This is a genomic window from Pannonibacter sp. XCT-53, assembly GCF_009915765.1.
Classification (GTDB): Bacteria; Pseudomonadota; Alphaproteobacteria; order Rhizobiales; family Stappiaceae; genus Pannonibacter; species Pannonibacter tanglangensis.
Genome location: NZ_JAABLQ010000001.1, coordinates 1,107,495 through 1,124,028, shown reverse-complemented (window position 1 = coordinate 1,124,028; position 16,534 = coordinate 1,107,495). Strand labels below are relative to the sequence as shown.

Sequence of the window (16,534 nt, the reverse complement as noted above, 5' to 3'; positions counted from 1 at the left end):
TTCCTCACGGAGACCCGCTCATGGGTGCCCTGCCCCCCAGTTCCCACGCCCTCATCACCGCGCCCTTGCGCGGCGCGGAGGAGATCCGCGACAACACCGCCTTCGAGGCGATCCTCTGGGCGCTGAGCCGTCCCGGCGAGATCCGCCATCTGCCCGAACCCGGTCCGCGCACCATCCTGCTCGCCCTCGTCGACCGCGAATGCCGCGTCCATGCGGATGATGCGGTCATCGGCGACCTGGCCGCCTGGACCGGCGCGACCCTGACGCCGCTGGCGGACGCCGACCACGTCTTCCTGTCGCTGGAGCCGGGTGCCGACATCGCCCGCCTCGGCGCCCTGAAGGTCGGCTCCGCGCTCTATCCCGACGACGGGGCCACCGTCGTCGTCGAGGCCCGGCTTGGCCGTGCCGAGGGCGACGGCCAGCGCCTCAGCCTGTCGGGTCCGGGCATCGAGACCACCCGCGAGATCGCCGTCGCCGGCCTGCCGGCGGGCTTCTTCGCCCTGCGCGACCGGCTTTGCCGCTATCCGCTCGGCTTTGACCTCTTCATCGTCGATGGCAGCGATGTCATCGGCCTGCCCCGCTCGACCCGGATCGAGGTGCTCTGATGGCCTATGTCGCAACCCGTGGCGGGGAAAAAGCCATTGACCAGTCCGAGCGCCTCTACCGCGCCGACATGGGCACCATCGATGCCGGGCGCGTTGCGGAAATCCGCCGCGCCCTGCCCTGGCTGATCGACCGGGTGATGGGCGAGGCCTCGCTCTACGAGGCCGATCTGGCGGCGCTGGCGCTTGCCCAGTCCGGCGGCGACCTCTACGAGGCGGTGCTGCTGCTGCGCGCCTGGCGCACCACCCAGCCGCGCCTCACCATCGCGGAGCCGGTGACGCAGGACAAGCTCTTCACCCACCGCCGCATCTCCGCCGCCTTCAAGGACATCCCCGGCGGCCAGATCCTGGGACCCACGCTCGACTATTCGCACCGGTTGCTCGCCACCGGCGTGCTCGAGGGCCGTCCCTTCGTGCCCGCGCCGGTCGAACCGGCCAGCACGCCCGCCCCGGCTGAGCAGCCCTCGCTGGCCGCCTGGCAGAAGGCGCAAGGCCTCGTCGCCGATCCGGCGCGCGAGGATGTCGCCCTCGACGACATTCCCGACCTGACGCGCGAGCCGCTGCTGTTCCCGGCCAAGCGCGCCCACACGCTGCAGAGCCTGGCCCGCGCCGACACCGGCGGCGTGCTGGCGCTCGGCTATTCCGCCATGCGCGGCTATGGCAACGCCCATCCGACCGTCAACGAGCTGCGCCTGGCAGAGGCCGAAGTGGTCGTCCGCCATCCGCGCGGCACGATGTTCAGCGCCGGCCGGGTCAAGGTCTCGCAGGCGGAAGTGACCTCCAAGGGCCGCTCCGGCCAGCTCGATCTCGGTTTCTGCGCCACCTTCGGCTGGAACGAGATCAAGGTCATCGCCGGCGCCACGCTCGATCTCAACGCGCCGGATGCGCCGCAGAACTCGCCGGTCAACGAGGAGTTCTTCCTCTACCACACCGAGCCGGTCGAGGCCTCGGGCTTCTGCATCCACTTCAAGCTCCCCCACTATGTCACCTTCCAGTCGGCGCTGGATGCCCTGCGCGACGCCAGGGCGAAGGCCGCAGCCCCGGACGCGGGGTCCGCAGCGTCCGCCCCTGCCCGCCAGCCGGCCGTGACCGAAGAGGTTCCCGCATGACCAGCCTTGCCAGCCTGACAAAGCCCTGGGAGGCCTTCTCCTACGGGTTCCTCGATGCCTCGGCCAAGCGCGAGCTGCGCCGCAAGATGCTGAAGGCGGTCGCCGTGCCCGGCTGCCAGATGCCCTACGCCAGCCGCGAGGTGCCGATTGCCCGCGGCTGGGGCACCGGCGGCCTGCAGGTGACCCTGACGCTGCTGAAGCCCACCTCCGTGGTCAAGGTCATCGACCAGGGCGCCGATGACAGCGTCAACGCCGCCTCGATCCGCAAGTTCCTCTCCCGCGTCTCCGGCGCCGGCGAGACCTGGGACACGGGCGAGGCGACGATCCTGCAGTCGCGCCACCGGGTGCCGGAAGAAGTCCTGCGCGAGGACCAGATCCTCGTGCTGCAGGTGCCCAACCCGGAACCCTTGCGTCCTGTCGAGCCCAACATGTCGGTCGCCCGCCAGATGCACGCCGATGCCGACTACGGCCGGCTCTGGCTGACGCTCTACGAGCAGATGGTCCGCTCCGGCCGCATCATGCAGGGCGCGGCCTATCCGAGCCTCGTCAACGGCCGCCATGTCATGACGCCCTCGCCGATCCCGCGCTGGGACGTGCCGAAGCTGCATATGGCAAGGCACCTCACCTTCCTCTCGGCCGGCCGCGAGAAGCGCCTCTATGCCGTGCCGCCCTACACCCGGGTCGAGCCGCTGGTCTTCTCCGACGTGCCCTACAAGGTCGAGGACCACCACGACCTCACCTGCCACCGCTCCGGCCTCACCGGCTATTTCATGAACGAGATCCCGCAGGACGACGGCTCGTCCAGCTTCGAGGTCTCCGACAGCCACTTCGGCATCAAGGCCATCCGCCGCAGCGAGGGCGAGGCCCTGGCCCCCATCGACACCTGGTACAAGAACGGAGAGCTCCAGCCATGACCGCCCAAAGCCCCGCGCCGCGCGGCGAGGCCACTCTTCGCCAGCTGCCGCAGCTGATGACGACGCCGCCGATCCTCACCATGCGCGGCATCACCCGCCGCTTCGGCAAGGTCACCGCGCTCGAGGACGTGGATGCCACCGTCTATCCGGGCGAGGTGCTCGGCATCGTCGGCGAGAGCGGCTCCGGCAAGTCGACGCTCCTGCGCATGATGAACCTTGAGGACACGCCCGACACCGGCACCTACGAGCTGGACCTGCCGGGCCTCGGCGGCAACCTGTTCGGCCTCGACCGTTTCGAGCGGCGCATGCTCTGCGCCCGCAACATCGGCATCGTCTACCAGAACCCGCATCTCGGCCTGCTGATGCGCCATTCCTCCTCCGGCAACGTGGCCGAACGCCTGCTCATCGCCGGCGAGCGCAGCTTCAAGGTGCTGCGCGACAAGGCCCGCGAGGCGCTGGACGCGTCCGAGTTCCCGCTGGAGCGCATGGATGCCCGGCCGATCGAGCTGTCGGGCGGCATGCAGCAGCGCGTGCAGCTCGCCAAGGCCATCGCGCTGGAACCGGCGCTCCTGCTGCTCGACGAGCCGACCACCGGGCTCGACGTCTCCGTCCAGGCCCTCGTCCTCGACACGCTGAAGCGGCTGCAGCGCGACCGTTCCATCACCATGGTCATCGTCTCGCACGATCTCGGCGTCATCCACACCATGGCCGACCGGGTCATGGTCATGCGCCGCGGCCGGGTGGTCGAGCAGGGGCTGGTCGACCAGGTCTTCCAGGACCCGCAGCACGAATACACCCAGCAGCTCGTCCACGCGAAACTTTGACAGCTAAGGATCACGCTCGCATGACCCCGGTTCTCGACGTGGAAGGCCTGTCGAAGCGCTTCCACATGTATCACCTCGACCAGGACCTGCACGCCTTCAGCGGCATTTCCTTCCGTCTTCACGCCGGCGAATTCCTGCTGCTGCGCGGCGAGAACGGCGTCGGCAAGTCCACCCTCCTGCGCACCCTCTACCGCAGCTACCTGCCCCAGGCCGGTCACGTCTGGTACCAGGCCGCAGAGGGCCGCATTGACCTTGCCACCGCTGCCGACGTGGACATCACCTTGCTGCGCCGCCGCGACATCGGCTTCGTCACCCAGTTCCTCGTTGCCCGTCCGCGCGTGGCGGCCGACGAGATCGTGGCCGAACCGCTGCGCCGCGCCGGCGTGGCTCAGGCCGAAGCACTGGACGAAGCCCGCCGCTGGCTCGGCGAGTTCGGCGTCAAGCGCGACCTCTGGCGCGCCTATCCCACCACCTTCTCCGGCGGCGAGCAGCAGAAGGTGAACCTCGCCCGCGCGCTGATCCTGCCGCAGAAGCTCCTGCTGCTCGACGAGCCGACCGCCTCGCTCGACGCCGGCGCCCGTGCCGCGCTCGTCCGCCGCCTTGCCGATCTCAAGTCCGCCGGGGTCGCCATGATCGGCGTCTTCCACCATCCCGGCGACGTGGCCGACCTCATTGACCGGGAAATCCTCCTGACCACCCAGCGCCTGCCGGAGGAAGCTGGCGCCGCCCCCCAAGCCGCCCCCGAAGCCGCACCTGGAGACCTTGAGCATGTGGCTGTCTGATTTTCGCATCGTCACCCCGACCGAGGTGATCGAGCACGGTTCGCTGCGCATCGAGGACGGGCACATCGCCGAGCTGCACGAGGGCCCCGTCGCCGGCGCCAGCCTTCAGGGCAACGGCCTCCTGCTCCTGCCGGGCTTCGTCGACATGCACGGCGACATGGTCGAGCGCGAGGTCGAGCCGCGTCCCAACGTGCCGATGCCGCTGGAACTGGGCCTGCGCGACCTCGACCGGCGCCTGGCCGGCGCCGGTTTCACGACGGCCTATGCCGCCGTGTCCTTCAGCCCCATGTCGACCTATGGCCACCTGCGCAGCTACGAGCACACCAGCGCGGTGATCCGCAAGCTCAAGGCCATGCGCGGCAGCCTCAACGTCGACCACCGTGTCCACGCCCGCTTCGAGATCACCTTCCCCAAGGCGCTGGACGTCATCGGCGAGCTGATTGCGGAAGGCACCGTCGACCTCATCTCCCTGACCGACCACACCCCCGGTCAGGGCCAGTACCGCGACATCGAGCGCCACGTGCAGAAGATGGCCCGCGAGAAGGGCATGAGCCGCGAGGAGGCCGCCGAGGCCATTGCCCGCCGCATCGAGGAACGCACCCAGCCGGCCGACGTGCTGGCCGCCACCCTTTCGGCCATTTCCGACCTGTGCCGCAGCCATGGCGTGGCGCTTGCCAGCCATGACGACGACACCCTTGCCAAGGTCGCGCTGATGCAGGGCCTCGGCGTCGTCATCAGCGAGTTTCCGGTGACGATCGAGGCCGCCCGGGAGGCCCGCCGCCTCGGGCTTGCCACCGCCATGGGCGCGCCCAACGCCCTGCGCGGCCAGTCCTACTCCGGCAACCTGTCGGCCCGGGAGGCCCATGCGGCCGGTGTGCTCGACATGCTGGCCTCGGACTACCATCCCTCCGCCATGCTGCCAGCGCTCCTGGAGCTGGCGAAGACCGATCCCGCCGGCCTGCCCGGCGCGGTGCGCCTCGCCACCCGCAACCCGGCAGATTCCCTGGGTCTCACCGACCGTGGCAGCCTCGAGACCGGCCGCCTCGCCGATCTTGTCATTGCAGATGAAACAGGCATCGGCCACGTCCGTGCCACCCTGCGCCAGGGCCGCTTCATCTACTCCGACGGCTCCCTCGGCAGCGCCCTGCGCGCCGCCTGACCAGCTGCGGCTTGATCTGCCAACGCCAATAGTCACCCAGCACCCTTTTGGGCTGGGCAATCGCTGGTTAGGCCAGACGGTTTCACCCTGCCGGAGCCTCTCGGCTCCCCTCCCCCTCGTGGGGAGGGGTTTGGGGGTGGGGGGAGCGGACTTAAATCCAGGGTAAATACGTTGCTGATTGGGCTTACTTCGGACGCTTTGCGACCCAACGTCTGCCCGTGCCCCCCACCCCTTACCCCTCCCCACGAGGGGGAGGGGAGCTGAGAGGCCTCGAAAACCGTCTAGCCGCACATGCGACAGCCCCCGGTAAGGGCAGCGAGTAGCCCCTCCCCGCACCCGACCAGCTCCCCCCCCCGCTCAGCCGCCCTTGGCCGACCGGGCCCGGCGCTGGGTCCAGCGCACCAGCGTGTCGAACTGCACCTCCATCCGCGCCTCGCCGGAGAGCCCGTGCCGGGCGCAGATTTCCAGATAGTCCGCCATCACCCGCGACAGCCCGAGACGCCGCACCACCGCCCAGACGGTCGCCCGCGTCAGGTAGAAGTCGATCAGCTCGCGCGCGGTGAAGGCGCGCGACCAGGGCCAGCGCCGGCTGTGCGCCGTCAGGAACCCGTCGAGGCCGGAGAGTTCCGTGTGGCTCGGCTCCTTGCGCAGCTCGCGGGCTTCCAGCTCCACCCGGCTCGGATAATGCTCGCTGACATAGGCCTCGAAGTCGTCGAAGATCTGCGCCGGCCGCCGCCGGTTGCGCACCAGCGCCAGCACGCCCCCCGGCGCCAGGATCCGCGCCGCCTCGGCATAGAATTTCGGCCGGTCGAACCAGTGCACCGCCGAACAGGCGACCACCAGCGAGGCAAAGCCCGATGGCAGCGCCAGCTGCTCGGCCGGCGCCGCGATGATCTGCACCTGCGGCGTGGTGCGGAACCTTCGCATTAGCACCCGGCGCATGTCCTCGCCCGGTTCGCTGGCGATCACGCTCCAGCCCTCGCCGAGGCCGGTCAGCAGGTTGTCGGTCGAATTGCCCGGTCCTGCGCCCACGTCGACGGCAACGCGCAGCCCCTGGCGCGGCGGACAGGTCCGCGCCAGATGGGCAAAGACGTCACACGGATAGCCGGGACGGTTGGCCTCGTAGAATTCGGCCAGTCCCTCGAATTGGTCGGCGGTCTCGATCATAGCCTTTTCCTGACGGCTGGAGGGATGCAGGCCAGGTCTGGCCGCTTGCCCAGCGGCCAGCGCGGAAAATTGGTTCGAATGACCTTGCGCCAATCACATGACAGTTCCGCGACCCGCCGATGAACTTTCGATGGCAATCGGCGGTTTTCCGCACCCGGCCACAGGCTCTAAACCCTTGATTCTGATTGCTCAACCGGCGGTTTCGGCGCTCTTCCGCCATCCTTGCGCGCACGCACCGGCGCGCCCCGCGCCGAGAGCCGCCGATGACGTCACGTCCGCGTCACAAAAGCCCCGTCGAAAATTCATTCGGATGACGCGGCGCTGTAACAGAGGCAAGGCACTGTTCCCGCCATGGAACAGACCCTTCTTTCCCTCTCCGGCCTTGGCCGCTCCTTCGGCGCCACCCGCGCCGTCGACAACGTCACGCTCACCATCGCCCCGGGCCAGTTCGTCGGGGTGATCGGACGCTCCGGTGCCGGCAAGTCCACGCTGCTGCGCCTGATCAACCGGCTGATCGACCCGACCGAAGGGTCGATCCATTTCGGCGGTCTCGATGTCGGCACGCTGAAGGGCAAGGCCCTGCGCGACTGGCGGCGGGACTGCGCCATGATCTTCCAGCAGTTCAATCTGGTCGAGCGCCTCGACGTGCTGACCAACGTGCTGGTCGGCCGCCTCTCGGCCCATGGTTTCCTGAGTTCCATGGCGATGCAGTTCTCCGACGAGGAACGCACACTGGCCATCCGCGCACTCGACCGCCTCGATCTCGCCCCGCAGGCGCTGCAACGCGCCGGCACCCTGTCCGGCGGCCAGCAGCAGCGCGTCGCCATTGCCCGTGCCCTGGTCCAGAACCCACGCATCCTGCTTGCCGACGAGCCGATCGCCAGCCTCGATCCGGGCAACGCCACCCGCGTGATGGACGCCCTGCGCACCATCAACCGCGAGGACGGCATCACCATCCTGGTCAACCTGCACACCCTCGACACCGCCCGCACCTACTGTGACCGCATCATCGCCATGCGCGCCGGCCGGGTGATGTTCGACGGCGCGCCGCGCCTGCTCACCAGCGAGGTGATGCGCGGCATCTACGGCAGCGACGAGCTGGAAGACTTCTCCGAATCCGTGACATCGACGAGCCTGAAGCTCGCGGTGCCGGCCTGATCCGACCCCTCTCACCTTTCAAGGGAGACTGACATGCGTATCATTGCAGCCGCCACCATGCTGGCCCTCGGCCTCGGCGCCACCGCCGCCCATGCCGAGGACTGGAAGAAGGATTACAAGGTCGTCAAGTTCGGCATCCTGTCCGGCGAAAACGAAAGCGACCGCATCGCCCGCTACACCCCCTTCAAGGAGTACCTGAAGAAGACGGTCGGCGTGGACGTGGAGATCTTCACCGCCGGCAACTACGACGGCGTCATCCAGGCGCTGGCCGCCAACCAGATCGAGTTCGCCTTCCTCGGCTCCTCCGCCTATGCGGCGGCCTACACCGAGTCCGAGGGCGGCATGGTGCCGCTGCTGACCCAGCAGCAGGAAGACGGCTCCACCGGCTATTTCTCGGTCATCGTCGTGCGCTGCGACAGCCCCTACAAGAAGGTCGAGGACCTGAAGGGCAAGACGCTCGCCTTCGCCGATCCGGACAGCACCTCCGGCTACAACGTCCCCTACTTCAACCTCGACAAGCAGGGCTTCAAGCCGACCGAATTCTTCGGCGCGATCCCCTTCTCGGGCAGCCATGAAGCCGGTGTCGCCGGTGTCGCCAACGGCCAGTTCGACGCCGCCGCCACCTACATCAACAACGAGGTCAACGGCATTCCGCAGCGCATGGAAGCCAAGGGCATGATCAAGAAAGGCGAGATCTGCTGGATCTGGCAGTCCCCGGAAATCACCTCCGGCCCCTTCACCGCCCGCGCCAACCTGCCGGAAGGCCTGATCACCGCCATGAAGACGGCCGTCATGAACGTCCCGACCGCCGACCCGGTCGCCTTCAAGGAAATGTCGGGCGCCGAGAAATCGACCGCCAAGGGCTATGTCGAGGTGAACCACGAGCGTTACCAGTGGATCATCGACATGCGCGACTGGTTCAAGAAGCAGCGCCGCGGCTGATCGCAGATCAGCATCGAACATGACCCGAGCCCGGCTCTGCCGGGCTCATATACACAAGATTGGGGCCCGGCTCTGCCGGGCTCAGGTCGACAGGATTGGGGCCCGGCTCTGCCGGGCTCAGGTTGATGACACCCCCTCCACCGTCATCCCGGACGAAGCGAAGCGGAGATCCGGGACCGGAGAGGCAAGGTCTCTCCGGGGCAACGCCCTGAACCATGGACGGTCTCGGCTCCCTGCTCCCGGCTCCCGGCTCGGCGCTGCGCGTGGCCGGGATGACCTCGGTGCGGTCGAGGTTTGTCGTCCCCCCCCCTGCCCGCGCCCCCCGGCGCGGGTGAGCCACGGCCAGCAACGGAAACATCCATGACCCTGGTACCCCCGTCGGTGCTCGCCTTCGAGCGCGACTTTGCCGCGCAGCGCCGCCGTTCCCGGCTGACCTTCCTGCTGGTGACGGCGATCTTCGTCACGCTGTTCCTCATCACCGCGAGCTTTTCCGACTTCTTCAAGGTGAGCCAGATCACCCTGTCCGACGGCAGCCGCGCCGAGCGCTGGGTGCTGCTCGCCGGCCTCCCGCGCCTCGGCGAATATCTCTGGAAGACCATCCCCGCCCTCTCGCTCGACAGCCTTGGCGCGGATCTCGCCAACTGGTTCTGGCGCTGGAAGGTGTGGCTCTGGCTGCTGCTGGAGACCATCCTGATCGCCTTCATGGCCACCGTGCTGGGCTGTGTCGGCGGGTTCCTGCTGTCCTTCCTGGCGGCGCGCAACCTGACCCCCGGTCCCCTGACGCTGTGGATCTCGCGCCGCACGCTCGAAATCGCCCGCACGGTGCCGGAGCTGGTGTTCGCGCTCATCTTCGTCTTCTGCTTCGGTGCCGGCCCGCTGGCGGGCGTTCTCGCCGTGGCGCTGCACACGGTCGGGGCGCTCGGCAAGCTCTATTCCGAGGTCAACGAGAATGTGGACATGCGCCCGCTCGAGGGCGTGAAGGCCTCCGGCGGCACCTGGTTCGACCAGATCCGCTATGGCGCCGTGCCGCAGATCATGCCGAACATCATCAGCTACACGCTGCTGCGCTTCGAGATCAACGTCCGCTCATCCTCGATCATCGGCTATGTCGGGGCTGGCGGTCTCGGCCAGGAGTTCCGCACCGCGCTCTCCTACCAGGAATACACCGACCTCTCCGCCCTGTTCGTGATCATCCTCGTCACCGTCACCGTGATCGACTGGGTGTCGGAAAAGATCCGTCATCATATCATTGGCCTTGAAAGGACCGCGTGATGTCCGCGAGCCCTCCCCGCCCCTCCCGCTCCGGCCCCTCCTCGGCTCTCGCCGTCTCGCCGACCGAGATCGCCGAGGCCCGCGCCCGGCTGCCGGAGGCCTTCCGCGCGCCGCTGTTGCGTCGCCTCGTCCGTCTCGGCGGCTGGCTCGCCTTTGCCGGCCTCTTCGCCTGGTGCCTCTACGACTTTGACGCCTCGCCGGAGCGTCTGTGGAACGGGCTGCTCCGGCTCGGCAAGGTGCTGTCCTTCATGTTCCCGCCGCACATCTGGACCTCCTGGAAGGAAATCTCCGAGATCCTGACCGGCCTCGCCCAGACCCTGTCGATGGCCTTCCTCGGCTCGCTGCTCGGCGCGCTCATCGCCTTTCCGCTGTCCTTCCTCGGCGCCAGGAACATCAACCGCATCCCGTTCCTGCGCTTCGGCGTGCGGCGCGGCTTCGACATCATCCGGGCCTTCGAGACGCTGATCCTCGCCCTGATCTTCATCCGCGCCTTTGGCCTTGGTCCGCTCGCCGGCGTGCTGGCGATCGCGGTCGGCGAGATCGGCGTCCTCGCCAAGCTCTATGCCGAGGCCATCGAGAACACCTCGAAGAAGCCGGTGGAAGGCGTGGTCGCCTCGGGCGGCTCGCCGCTGCAGTCGATCCGCTTCGGCATCCTGCCGCAAGTGCTGCCGGTGCTGCTGTCGATCACGCTGTACAACTTTGAATCCAACGTGCGCTCCGGCACGATCCTCGGCATTGTCGGGGCCGGCGGCATCGGCTTCCTTCTGTCCGACCGCATCGGCGCCTACCGCTGGGACGAGGCCTGGTCGATCATCTTCCTGATCATCGCCATGGTCTATGTCATCGACGCCCTGTCCGACTACATCCGCACCCGCTTCATCGGTCACTACGACGGAACACGATAATGAAAATGCTTTCCGAAGCCCCCAGCATCCACGAGACGGCAACGGTCGTCGACTGCCAGATCGGCAAGTGGACCGAGATCATGGCGCATGTCTCCATGCGCGAATCGAGCCTCGGCGACTATTCCTACATCGTGAAGGGCGGCAACATCGTCTGGTCGACCATCGGCAAATTCTGCTCCATTGCCGAAGGCGCGCGCATCAACCCGGGCAATCACGCCACCTGGCGCGCCAGCCAGCATCATTTCACCTACCGCGCCGCCCAGTATGGTCTTGGCGAGGATGACGCCGAGTTCTTCCAGTGGCGCAAGGATCACTGGGTCACCATCGGGCATGATGTCTGGATCGGCCACGGCGTGACCGTGCTGGCGGGCGTGACGGTGGGCAATGGCGCGGTCATCGGCGCCGGCGCGGTTGTGTCGAAGGATGTCCCGCCCTATACAATTGTCGGTGGTGTTCCGGCCCGCCCGATCAAGCGCCGCTTCACCGAGGCCCAGGCCGAGGCGCTCCAGGCCATCGCCTGGTGGGACTGGAGCCACGACGCCCTGCGCGCCGCCCTGCCCGACATCCGCATGCTGTCCATTGACGAATTCATCGAAAAGTACCGTGTCTGACACAGGCCCATCTGACGGCTCCCCAACGGCGGAGCCCCTTGAACGCGGCGGCAAGGGCGACACCCTTGCCCTTCTCGGCCGGATTGCGGCCGGCATCGCCATCGGAACCCTCGGCGGCGCCGTCTTCCACCTGCTGCACATGCCGCTGCCCTGGACGCTCGGCTCGATGATCTTCACGATGGTCGCGGCCGTCGCAAGGGCACCGATCCGCGCGCCCCTGCGGCTGCGTCCGGCCCTTGTCACCGTCATCGGCGTGATGCTCGGCTCCGGCTTCACGCCCGACCTCATCGGCCACCTCGACGACTGGGCGATCTCCCTCGGCTTCCTGGTGCTCTATCTGGTGTTGGCCGGGCTCCTCGCCGTGCCCTTCTACCAGCGCTTCGGCGGCTTCGACCGGGTCACGGCCTTCTGCTCCGGCATGCCGGGCGGCCTGATGGAGATGGTCACGCTTGGCGCGGATCTCGGCGGCGACGAGCGCAAGATCATTCTTGCCCACGCCGCCCGCATTGTTGTCACCATCTGTCTCGTGTCCTTCTGGTTCCGCATCGTCGAGGGCCAGGCCGTCGGCAGCATGATGGCCAAGGCAAACCCGCTCGGACTGGAGGACATCGCGCTGCTGACGCTCTGCGGCGTCATCGGCGCGGTCGCCGCAACGCGCCTGAAGCTGCCCGCCGCCACCCTCATGGGGCCGATGCTGCTCAGCGCCGTCGTCCATGTCACCGGACTGACGGCCAGCGCGCCGCCGGCCCTGCTGATCATCATTGCCCAGGTGCTGATGGGCACCATCATGGGCTGCCGCTTCCTCGGCGCCGGCACCCGTGAAGTGGCGCAGGCGCTGGCCCTGAGCTTCGGCGCGACCGTGATGACCCTCGGCCTCACCCTGGTCTTTGCCGCCCTCTTCGCCGGCATCATGATGCAGACGCCGGCGCAGATCGTGCTCGCCTATGCGCCCGGCGGCCTCACCGAAATGAGCCTCATCGCCCTCGCCATGAAGGCCGAGGTCGCCTATGTCGCCAGCCACCACATTGCCCGGATCGCGCTGCTCGTCGCCTGTGCACCGCTGATCCTGACGCTTCTGGAACGGCGGCGGACCCGCCGCATCGCCGGCGCCGACCAGACGGATGCGTCGGCCAGGGGCGCGCCCGGCGAATAGCCGGCGCGACACGCGCTGCGCTCTCGCCCCTGCACATTGCCCCTGCACGTGGCTCTTGTGAGGGGCTCTTGTGAGGGGCCAGGCGCGCGCGGCAGGTCTCAGGCGTGAGCCCGCCCCCGGGCCGCCAGATGCGCGACCAGCGCCCTGACCGTCGCCTCGTCGGTGCGCCTCGGCGCATCGGCCAGGAAGCCGAGCGCCCGCTCGCCCTCGGTGCCGGTCAGGTCCGGACCCGAGCAGGAGGAATGCACCTCGCGCACGCCGAGCCGGTCGAGGATCACATCCACATTGGCCCGCGAGATGCCCGAGCCGGGCAGGATGGCAATGCGGGTGCCGGCATGGGCGACAATCCGCTCCAGAACGGCAAGCCCGGCCTCCGCCGTGCGCGCCGCGCCGGATGTCAGGATCCGGTCAAAGCCAAGCTCCACCGCCAGATCCACCGCACCCTCCGGGTCCTGGGCCGCCGCCAGATCAAAGGCCCGGTGCAGCGTCAGCCCGAGGCCGCGCGCACGGGCATGGTCCGCCAGCTCCGCCAGCACAGGCCGGTCCAGCTGACCGGAGGCCTCGTTGGCGCCGATCACCACCCCGGCGAGGCCGAAGCCGGCCACCGTGTCCATGTCGGCCTTCAGCGCCCGCACATCCGCCGGGGTGTAGCGGAACGGCCCGGGATGGACGCGCAGGAGCGGCCACACCGGGATCGGCTGCTCGGCAGCCAGTGCCATCAGCCCCGGGGCGGGCGTCAGCCCGCCGATGGCCAGCGCCGCGCAGAGTTCCACGCGCCTCGCCCCGCCCCGCACCGCCGCCAGCAAGCCTTCCGGACCGTCGACACAGACTTCAAGCAGCACCTCTGGCAGCACATCAGACATCACGCATCTCCGACAGGTGGGTCAGGCCGAGCATCGCCGCGCCGATCAGGCCGGGCTCGGGGGATAGTTCGGCCGGCACCAGCAGCGGCGCGTCGCTGCGCCACAGGATGCGGGCCCGCAGGCGCTCGTCCAGCGCCGCAACCAGGGGCCGGCAGGCCGAAAGCCCGCCGCCGACCGGCAGCACCGAGGCGCCGACCGTGTTGACCATCATGGCCAGCGGCCCGGACAGAAGATCCAGATAAAGGTCAATGGCTTCGCTGGCCTTGACCTCGCCGGCCAGCCATCCGGCGGTGATCTCGTGGCTCGCGAGCGCCGCGCCGCCGACCAGGCGGTGGAGGCGTTCCAGCCCGCGTGCGCCGCCCACCGTGTCAACGCAGCCGATCTGGCCGCAGCCGCAGTCGAACACCGGCAGTCCGGCCGCCTCCAGCCGCCCGCGCAAGGCCGGCACACAGCCGAACACCGGTCCATGCCCCCATTCCCCGCCATAGCCGCCCGGACCGGAGACGATGCGCCGGTTGATCACCAGCCCGCCGCCGACGCCCGAGCCGAGGATCACGCCGAACACCACGTCATGGCCCCGCCCGGCCCCCTGACTGGCTTCCGCGAGGGCAAAGCAATCCGCATCATTGGCAATGAAAACAGGTCGCTCCAGCCGGGCGGAGAGTTCGCCCGCTAGGGTGCGCCCATGGATCGCCGGGATGTTGGCGCAGGTCATGATCCCCGTCCGCGCGTCAACCACCCCGGCAATCGAGATCGCGACCGCGCGGGCCGCAGTGTCTTCTGCCCGTTCCATGTCGGCCGTCGCCGCGGCCAGCGCCGCGGCAAACCGGTCGAGGTCGGTGAGCGGGGTCGCCTCCCGCCGGGCGAGCGGACGGTCTTCGGCGGAATGGAAGGCGGCGCCCTTGATGGCGCTCGCCCCGATGTCAAAACAGGCCAGCATGGATTTTCTCGTCTGGGTGGCGGTGTTCGTCCGGTTGTGATTGACGCCCCGCCCGGGAGCCGTCAAAAAAGCGTATGAGTTTCAACGACACGTCCTCGCGCAAGATCACCATCGCCGATGTCGCCGCGCTTGCCGGCGTGTCGCGGGCCATTGCCTCGCGCGCGCTGTCGCCGGAAGAGCGCCCCGTGTCGGCGGAGAAGAAGGCGCGGGTGCTGGCGGCGGCCGAGCAACTCGGGTTCAAGCCGAATCTGATTGCCCGCAGCCTCAAGTCGCGCACGCTCAATCTCGTCGCCGTCGTCGTCAACCACATTCACGACTTTTCCGATCTTGTCCTCTTTGATCGCCTGATCGCCGCCATCCAGGACACCGGCAAGCAGGTGGTGCTGCTGCGCGTCGGCTCGCTCGACCGGGTCGAGGAGTTCCTGCGCAACGGCGTCGCCTGGCACGTGGACGCCGCGCTGGTCTTCTCCGACTTCGCCGATGCGGCCACCGTCCGCACCATGTTCCGCAATGACCGGGTGGTGATGCTGAACGGCATGCGCGACGCCAATGCCCCGTCGATCGTTGCCGACGAGGCGACGCCCATCGCGGCGGCGGTTGCCCATGCCCGGGCCCGTGGCAAGACACGGGCGGTTCTCGTCACCGGGCGCCAGACCTCGCCGGTCGAACAGGCCCGCATCGCCGCCTATCGCGCCGCGCTCGCCGCCCAGGGGCTCGCGCTTCTGGCCGAACATGTGGGCGACTATTCCTACGAGAGCGGCCGCAGCCTGTCCGCCGCCGTCCTCCGCGAGGGGCCGGAGGCCGCGATCTTTGCCACCGCCGATGCCATGGCCATGGGCGTGATCGATGCCGGACGCGCCGACATCGCCCGCAAGCCGGGGGACTGGGCCTTCTACGGTTTCGACGCGCTGCCGCTTGCCCGCTCGGAAGCCTATCCGATCTCCTCCATCGGCTATGACCTTGAGGCCTACATCGCCCGGGTGATCGAGCATCTGCGGCAACCCGAGCTGTTCGAGCGCCCGGCCGGCGTGATCACCATCCCCGGCAGCTTCATGCCGCATCCCTCCTGCGGTGGCCCCGCCGCCTTCGAGCGCTGGCCGGCAGAAGGCTGAACGCCCCCGCGCCTCTGCCTCACCTGCGTCATCCCTTGCTATGTGAGCGCTGGCGAAGCGCCGGGCCGGGACTGCAGAGCCGAGGTCTGAGCTGTTCAATGGACCAGAAGTCGAGGAACAGGGACGCTCCGGTCCCGGATCTCCGCGTCGCTCTCGTCCGCGATGACGGTCTCGGCTGCGCGACCTGTGGCTGCCGGCACCGTCGCACCGGCAGCCGTGGCCGTTACCAGAGCGGCGTCAGGGCCGGCGGGTTGGCTTCCTCGCCCCACCACTTCCTGTAATTCGCCTCATAGGCACCCGACTGGATGTAGTCGGAGACGAACATGTCCAGCCAGCGGGTGAAATGCGGGTCGCCCTTGGCAACCGCGATGCCGATCGGATCGTTCGAGTAAAGACCCGGCAGCGTCACCAGGTTGTCCGAGGTGGTGGCGAGATAGTCGAGCAGCGAGGAGTCCTCGATGGCCGCCTCCACCCGCTTCTGCTGCAGCAGCAGGACGCCATCCGGCGCGAAGGTGTCGGTGTAGACCAGTTCGGCATCCGGAACCTTCGTCTTCATGAAGGTCTCGCCGGTCGAGCCGCGACCGACCACGACCTTCTTGCCCTTGAGGTCGTCGAGCGTGGCAATGCCCGCGTCCTTCTGCACGATCACGCGCAGGCCGGCCCGGTTGTAGGGGATGGAGAAGTCGACGGTCTTGGCGCGCTCCAGCGTTGCCGAGGTGTTGGCGACCGCCACGTCGATCTGGCCGGACACCAGCATCGAGATGCGGGCATCGCCCGACACGTCGACGAATTCCACCGGCACGCCCAGCTTCTCGGCCAGGCGCGTCGCCACATCCACGTCATAGCCGACGGGATTGTTCTGCGCGTCGCGGAAACCGATGGGCTCGCCGCCTAGCGACACGCCGATGCGCACGACGCCGCGCGAGCGGATCTCGTCGATCTTGCCGGCGCTCGCCGCGCCGGTGACCACAAGGGTTGCTGCGAGCGCGGCGCCCGCCAGTTTCATCAGTCTCAACATCGG

The 16,534-nt window shown here is 68.4% G+C and carries 17 protein-coding genes; 13 read left to right on the top strand and 4 right to left on the bottom strand.

Features of this window, described 5'->3' with window-relative positions:
* The first annotated feature begins 20 nt into the window (after positions 1-20).
* Genes phnH through GWI72_RS05205 form a run of 6 tightly spaced genes read left to right on the top strand, consistent with a single transcriptional unit; the run spans position 21 to position 5,390 of the window.
* Positions 21-605 carry a phosphonate C-P lyase system protein PhnH gene (gene phnH / locus GWI72_RS05230; RefSeq protein ID WP_161708041.1) on the top strand — a complete coding sequence of 195 codons (585 nt, stop codon included), beginning with the start codon at positions 21-23 and terminating at the stop codon, positions 603-605.
* Positions 605-1,711 carry a carbon-phosphorus lyase complex subunit PhnI gene (locus GWI72_RS05225; RefSeq protein ID WP_161708040.1) on the top strand — a complete coding sequence of 369 codons (1,107 nt, stop codon included), beginning with the start codon at positions 605-607 and terminating at the stop codon, positions 1,709-1,711. Before phnH ends, GWI72_RS05225 begins: the two co-directional genes overlap by 1 nt.
* On the top strand, positions 1,708-2,625 hold the full coding sequence (locus GWI72_RS05220; protein WP_161675977.1) for an alpha-D-ribose 1-methylphosphonate 5-phosphate C-P-lyase PhnJ: 918 nt from the start codon (positions 1,708-1,710) through the stop codon (positions 2,623-2,625). Before GWI72_RS05225 ends, GWI72_RS05220 begins: the two co-directional genes overlap by 4 nt.
* The gene (locus tag GWI72_RS05215; protein WP_161708039.1) at positions 2,622-3,449 is read left to right on the top strand and encodes an ATP-binding cassette domain-containing protein; all 828 of its coding nucleotides are present in this window, start codon (positions 2,622-2,624) and stop codon (positions 3,447-3,449) included. Before GWI72_RS05220 ends, GWI72_RS05215 begins: the two co-directional genes overlap by 4 nt.
* 20 nt (positions 3,450-3,469) lie before the next feature.
* The gene (locus GWI72_RS05210) at positions 3,470-4,231 is read left to right on the top strand and encodes a phosphonate C-P lyase system protein PhnL (protein WP_161708038.1); all 762 of its coding nucleotides are present in this window, start codon (positions 3,470-3,472) and stop codon (positions 4,229-4,231) included.
* Positions 4,218-5,390: an alpha-D-ribose 1-methylphosphonate 5-triphosphate diphosphatase gene (locus tag GWI72_RS05205; protein WP_161708037.1), complete on the top strand. Its 1,173-nt coding sequence runs from the start codon at positions 4,218-4,220 to the stop codon at positions 5,388-5,390. The genes GWI72_RS05210 and GWI72_RS05205 overlap by 14 nt, the downstream gene beginning before the upstream one ends.
* 357 nt (positions 5,391-5,747) lie before the next feature.
* Here the strand turns inward: GWI72_RS05205 and GWI72_RS05200 are convergent, their stop codons facing one another.
* Positions 5,748-6,557, bottom strand: a complete 810-nt coding sequence (locus tag GWI72_RS05200) for a class I SAM-dependent methyltransferase (RefSeq protein WP_161675973.1) — start codon at positions 6,555-6,557, stop codon at positions 5,748-5,750.
* A 351-nt stretch (positions 6,558-6,908) separates the two neighbouring features.
* On the opposite strand from GWI72_RS05200, the gene phnC reads away from it, so the two are divergent.
* The 6 genes from phnC (at position 6,909) to GWI72_RS05170 (ending at position 12,598) form a co-directional block, all read left to right on the top strand.
* Complete coding sequence (gene phnC, locus GWI72_RS05195) at positions 6,909-7,715, top strand: phosphonate ABC transporter ATP-binding protein (protein ID WP_161675972.1); 807 nt, start codon at positions 6,909-6,911, stop codon at positions 7,713-7,715.
* 33 nt (positions 7,716-7,748) lie between these two features.
* Entirely contained in the window at positions 7,749-8,657 is a 909-nt protein-coding gene (gene phnD, locus GWI72_RS05190) for a phosphonate ABC transporter substrate-binding protein (protein ID WP_161708036.1), read from the top strand.
* 360 nt (positions 8,658-9,017) lie between these two features.
* A complete protein-coding gene (gene phnE / locus GWI72_RS05185; RefSeq protein WP_161675970.1) occupies positions 9,018-9,929 on the top strand; it encodes a phosphonate ABC transporter, permease protein PhnE in 912 nt (303 codons plus the stop codon).
* On the top strand, positions 9,929-10,834 hold the full coding sequence (gene phnE / locus GWI72_RS05180) for a phosphonate ABC transporter, permease protein PhnE (protein WP_161708035.1): 906 nt from the start codon (positions 9,929-9,931) through the stop codon (positions 10,832-10,834). Before phnE (GWI72_RS05185) ends, phnE (GWI72_RS05180) begins: the two co-directional genes overlap by 1 nt.
* Positions 10,834-11,445, top strand: coding sequence for a DapH/DapD/GlmU-related protein (locus tag GWI72_RS05175; protein WP_161675968.1), 612 nt, complete (start codon positions 10,834-10,836; stop codon positions 11,443-11,445). Before phnE (GWI72_RS05180) ends, GWI72_RS05175 begins: the two co-directional genes overlap by 1 nt.
* Positions 11,438-12,598 (top strand): AbrB family transcriptional regulator, encoded by a 1,161-nt coding sequence (locus GWI72_RS05170; RefSeq protein ID WP_209000054.1) that lies wholly within the window; start codon positions 11,438-11,440, stop codon positions 12,596-12,598. The genes GWI72_RS05175 and GWI72_RS05170 overlap by 8 nt, the downstream gene beginning before the upstream one ends.
* A 98-nt stretch (positions 12,599-12,696) precedes the next feature.
* On the opposite strand, the gene GWI72_RS05165 is transcribed toward GWI72_RS05170, so the two are convergent.
* Positions 12,697-13,461, bottom strand: coding sequence for a copper homeostasis protein CutC (locus GWI72_RS05165; RefSeq protein ID WP_179956022.1), 765 nt, complete (start codon positions 13,459-13,461; stop codon positions 12,697-12,699).
* Entirely contained in the window at positions 13,454-14,401 is a 948-nt protein-coding gene (locus tag GWI72_RS05160; protein WP_161708034.1) for an ROK family protein, read from the bottom strand. The genes GWI72_RS05165 and GWI72_RS05160 overlap by 8 nt, the downstream gene beginning before the upstream one ends.
* Positions 14,402-14,475: 74 nt before the next feature.
* Between GWI72_RS05160 and GWI72_RS05155 the strand changes: the two genes are divergently transcribed.
* Positions 14,476-15,513 carry a LacI family DNA-binding transcriptional regulator gene (locus GWI72_RS05155; RefSeq protein WP_161675966.1) on the top strand — a complete coding sequence of 346 codons (1,038 nt, stop codon included), beginning with the start codon at positions 14,476-14,478 and terminating at the stop codon, positions 15,511-15,513.
* 223 nt (positions 15,514-15,736) lie between these two features.
* Here GWI72_RS05155 and GWI72_RS05150 read toward each other — a convergent pair whose 3' ends face one another.
* Positions 15,737-16,519: a transporter substrate-binding domain-containing protein gene (locus tag GWI72_RS05150; protein ID WP_161676144.1), complete on the bottom strand. Its 783-nt coding sequence runs from the start codon at positions 16,517-16,519 to the stop codon at positions 15,737-15,739.
* Positions 16,520-16,534 lie beyond the last annotated feature (15 nt).

Bases quoted from the DNA above. Each gene is read 5' to 3' on its own strand.
- GWI72_RS05175 (WP_161675968.1), top strand. From the start codon at position 10,834: ATGAAAATGCTTTCCGAAGCCCCCAGCATCCACGAGACGGCAACGGTC.
- GWI72_RS05150 (WP_161676144.1), bottom strand. From the start codon at position 16,519: ATGAAACTGGCGGGCGCCGCGCTCGCAGCAACCCTTGTGGTCACCGGC.
- phnC (WP_161675972.1), top strand. From the start codon at position 6,909: ATGGAACAGACCCTTCTTTCCCTCTCCGGCCTTGGCCGCTCCTTCGGC.
- GWI72_RS05220 (WP_161675977.1), top strand. From the start codon at position 1,708: ATGACCAGCCTTGCCAGCCTGACAAAGCCCTGGGAGGCCTTCTCCTAC.
- GWI72_RS05200 (WP_161675973.1), bottom strand. From the start codon at position 6,557: ATGATCGAGACCGCCGACCAATTCGAGGGACTGGCCGAATTCTACGAG.
- phnE (WP_161708035.1), top strand. From the start codon at position 9,929: ATGTCCGCGAGCCCTCCCCGCCCCTCCCGCTCCGGCCCCTCCTCGGCT.
- phnE (WP_161675970.1), top strand. From the start codon at position 9,018: ATGACCCTGGTACCCCCGTCGGTGCTCGCCTTCGAGCGCGACTTTGCC.
- phnH (WP_161708041.1), top strand. From the start codon at position 21: ATGGGTGCCCTGCCCCCCAGTTCCCACGCCCTCATCACCGCGCCCTTG.
- GWI72_RS05215 (WP_161708039.1), top strand. From the start codon at position 2,622: ATGACCGCCCAAAGCCCCGCGCCGCGCGGCGAGGCCACTCTTCGCCAG.
- GWI72_RS05225 (WP_161708040.1), top strand. From the start codon at position 605: ATGGCCTATGTCGCAACCCGTGGCGGGGAAAAAGCCATTGACCAGTCC.
- GWI72_RS05160 (WP_161708034.1), bottom strand. From the start codon at position 14,401: ATGCTGGCCTGTTTTGACATCGGGGCGAGCGCCATCAAGGGCGCCGCC.
- phnD (WP_161708036.1), top strand. From the start codon at position 7,749: ATGCGTATCATTGCAGCCGCCACCATGCTGGCCCTCGGCCTCGGCGCC.
- GWI72_RS05165 (WP_179956022.1), bottom strand. From the start codon at position 13,461: ATGTCTGATGTGCTGCCAGAGGTGCTGCTTGAAGTCTGTGTCGACGGT.
- GWI72_RS05155 (WP_161675966.1), top strand. From the start codon at position 14,476: ATGAGTTTCAACGACACGTCCTCGCGCAAGATCACCATCGCCGATGTC.
- GWI72_RS05205 (WP_161708037.1), top strand. From the start codon at position 4,218: ATGTGGCTGTCTGATTTTCGCATCGTCACCCCGACCGAGGTGATCGAG.
- GWI72_RS05210 (WP_161708038.1), top strand. From the start codon at position 3,470: ATGACCCCGGTTCTCGACGTGGAAGGCCTGTCGAAGCGCTTCCACATG.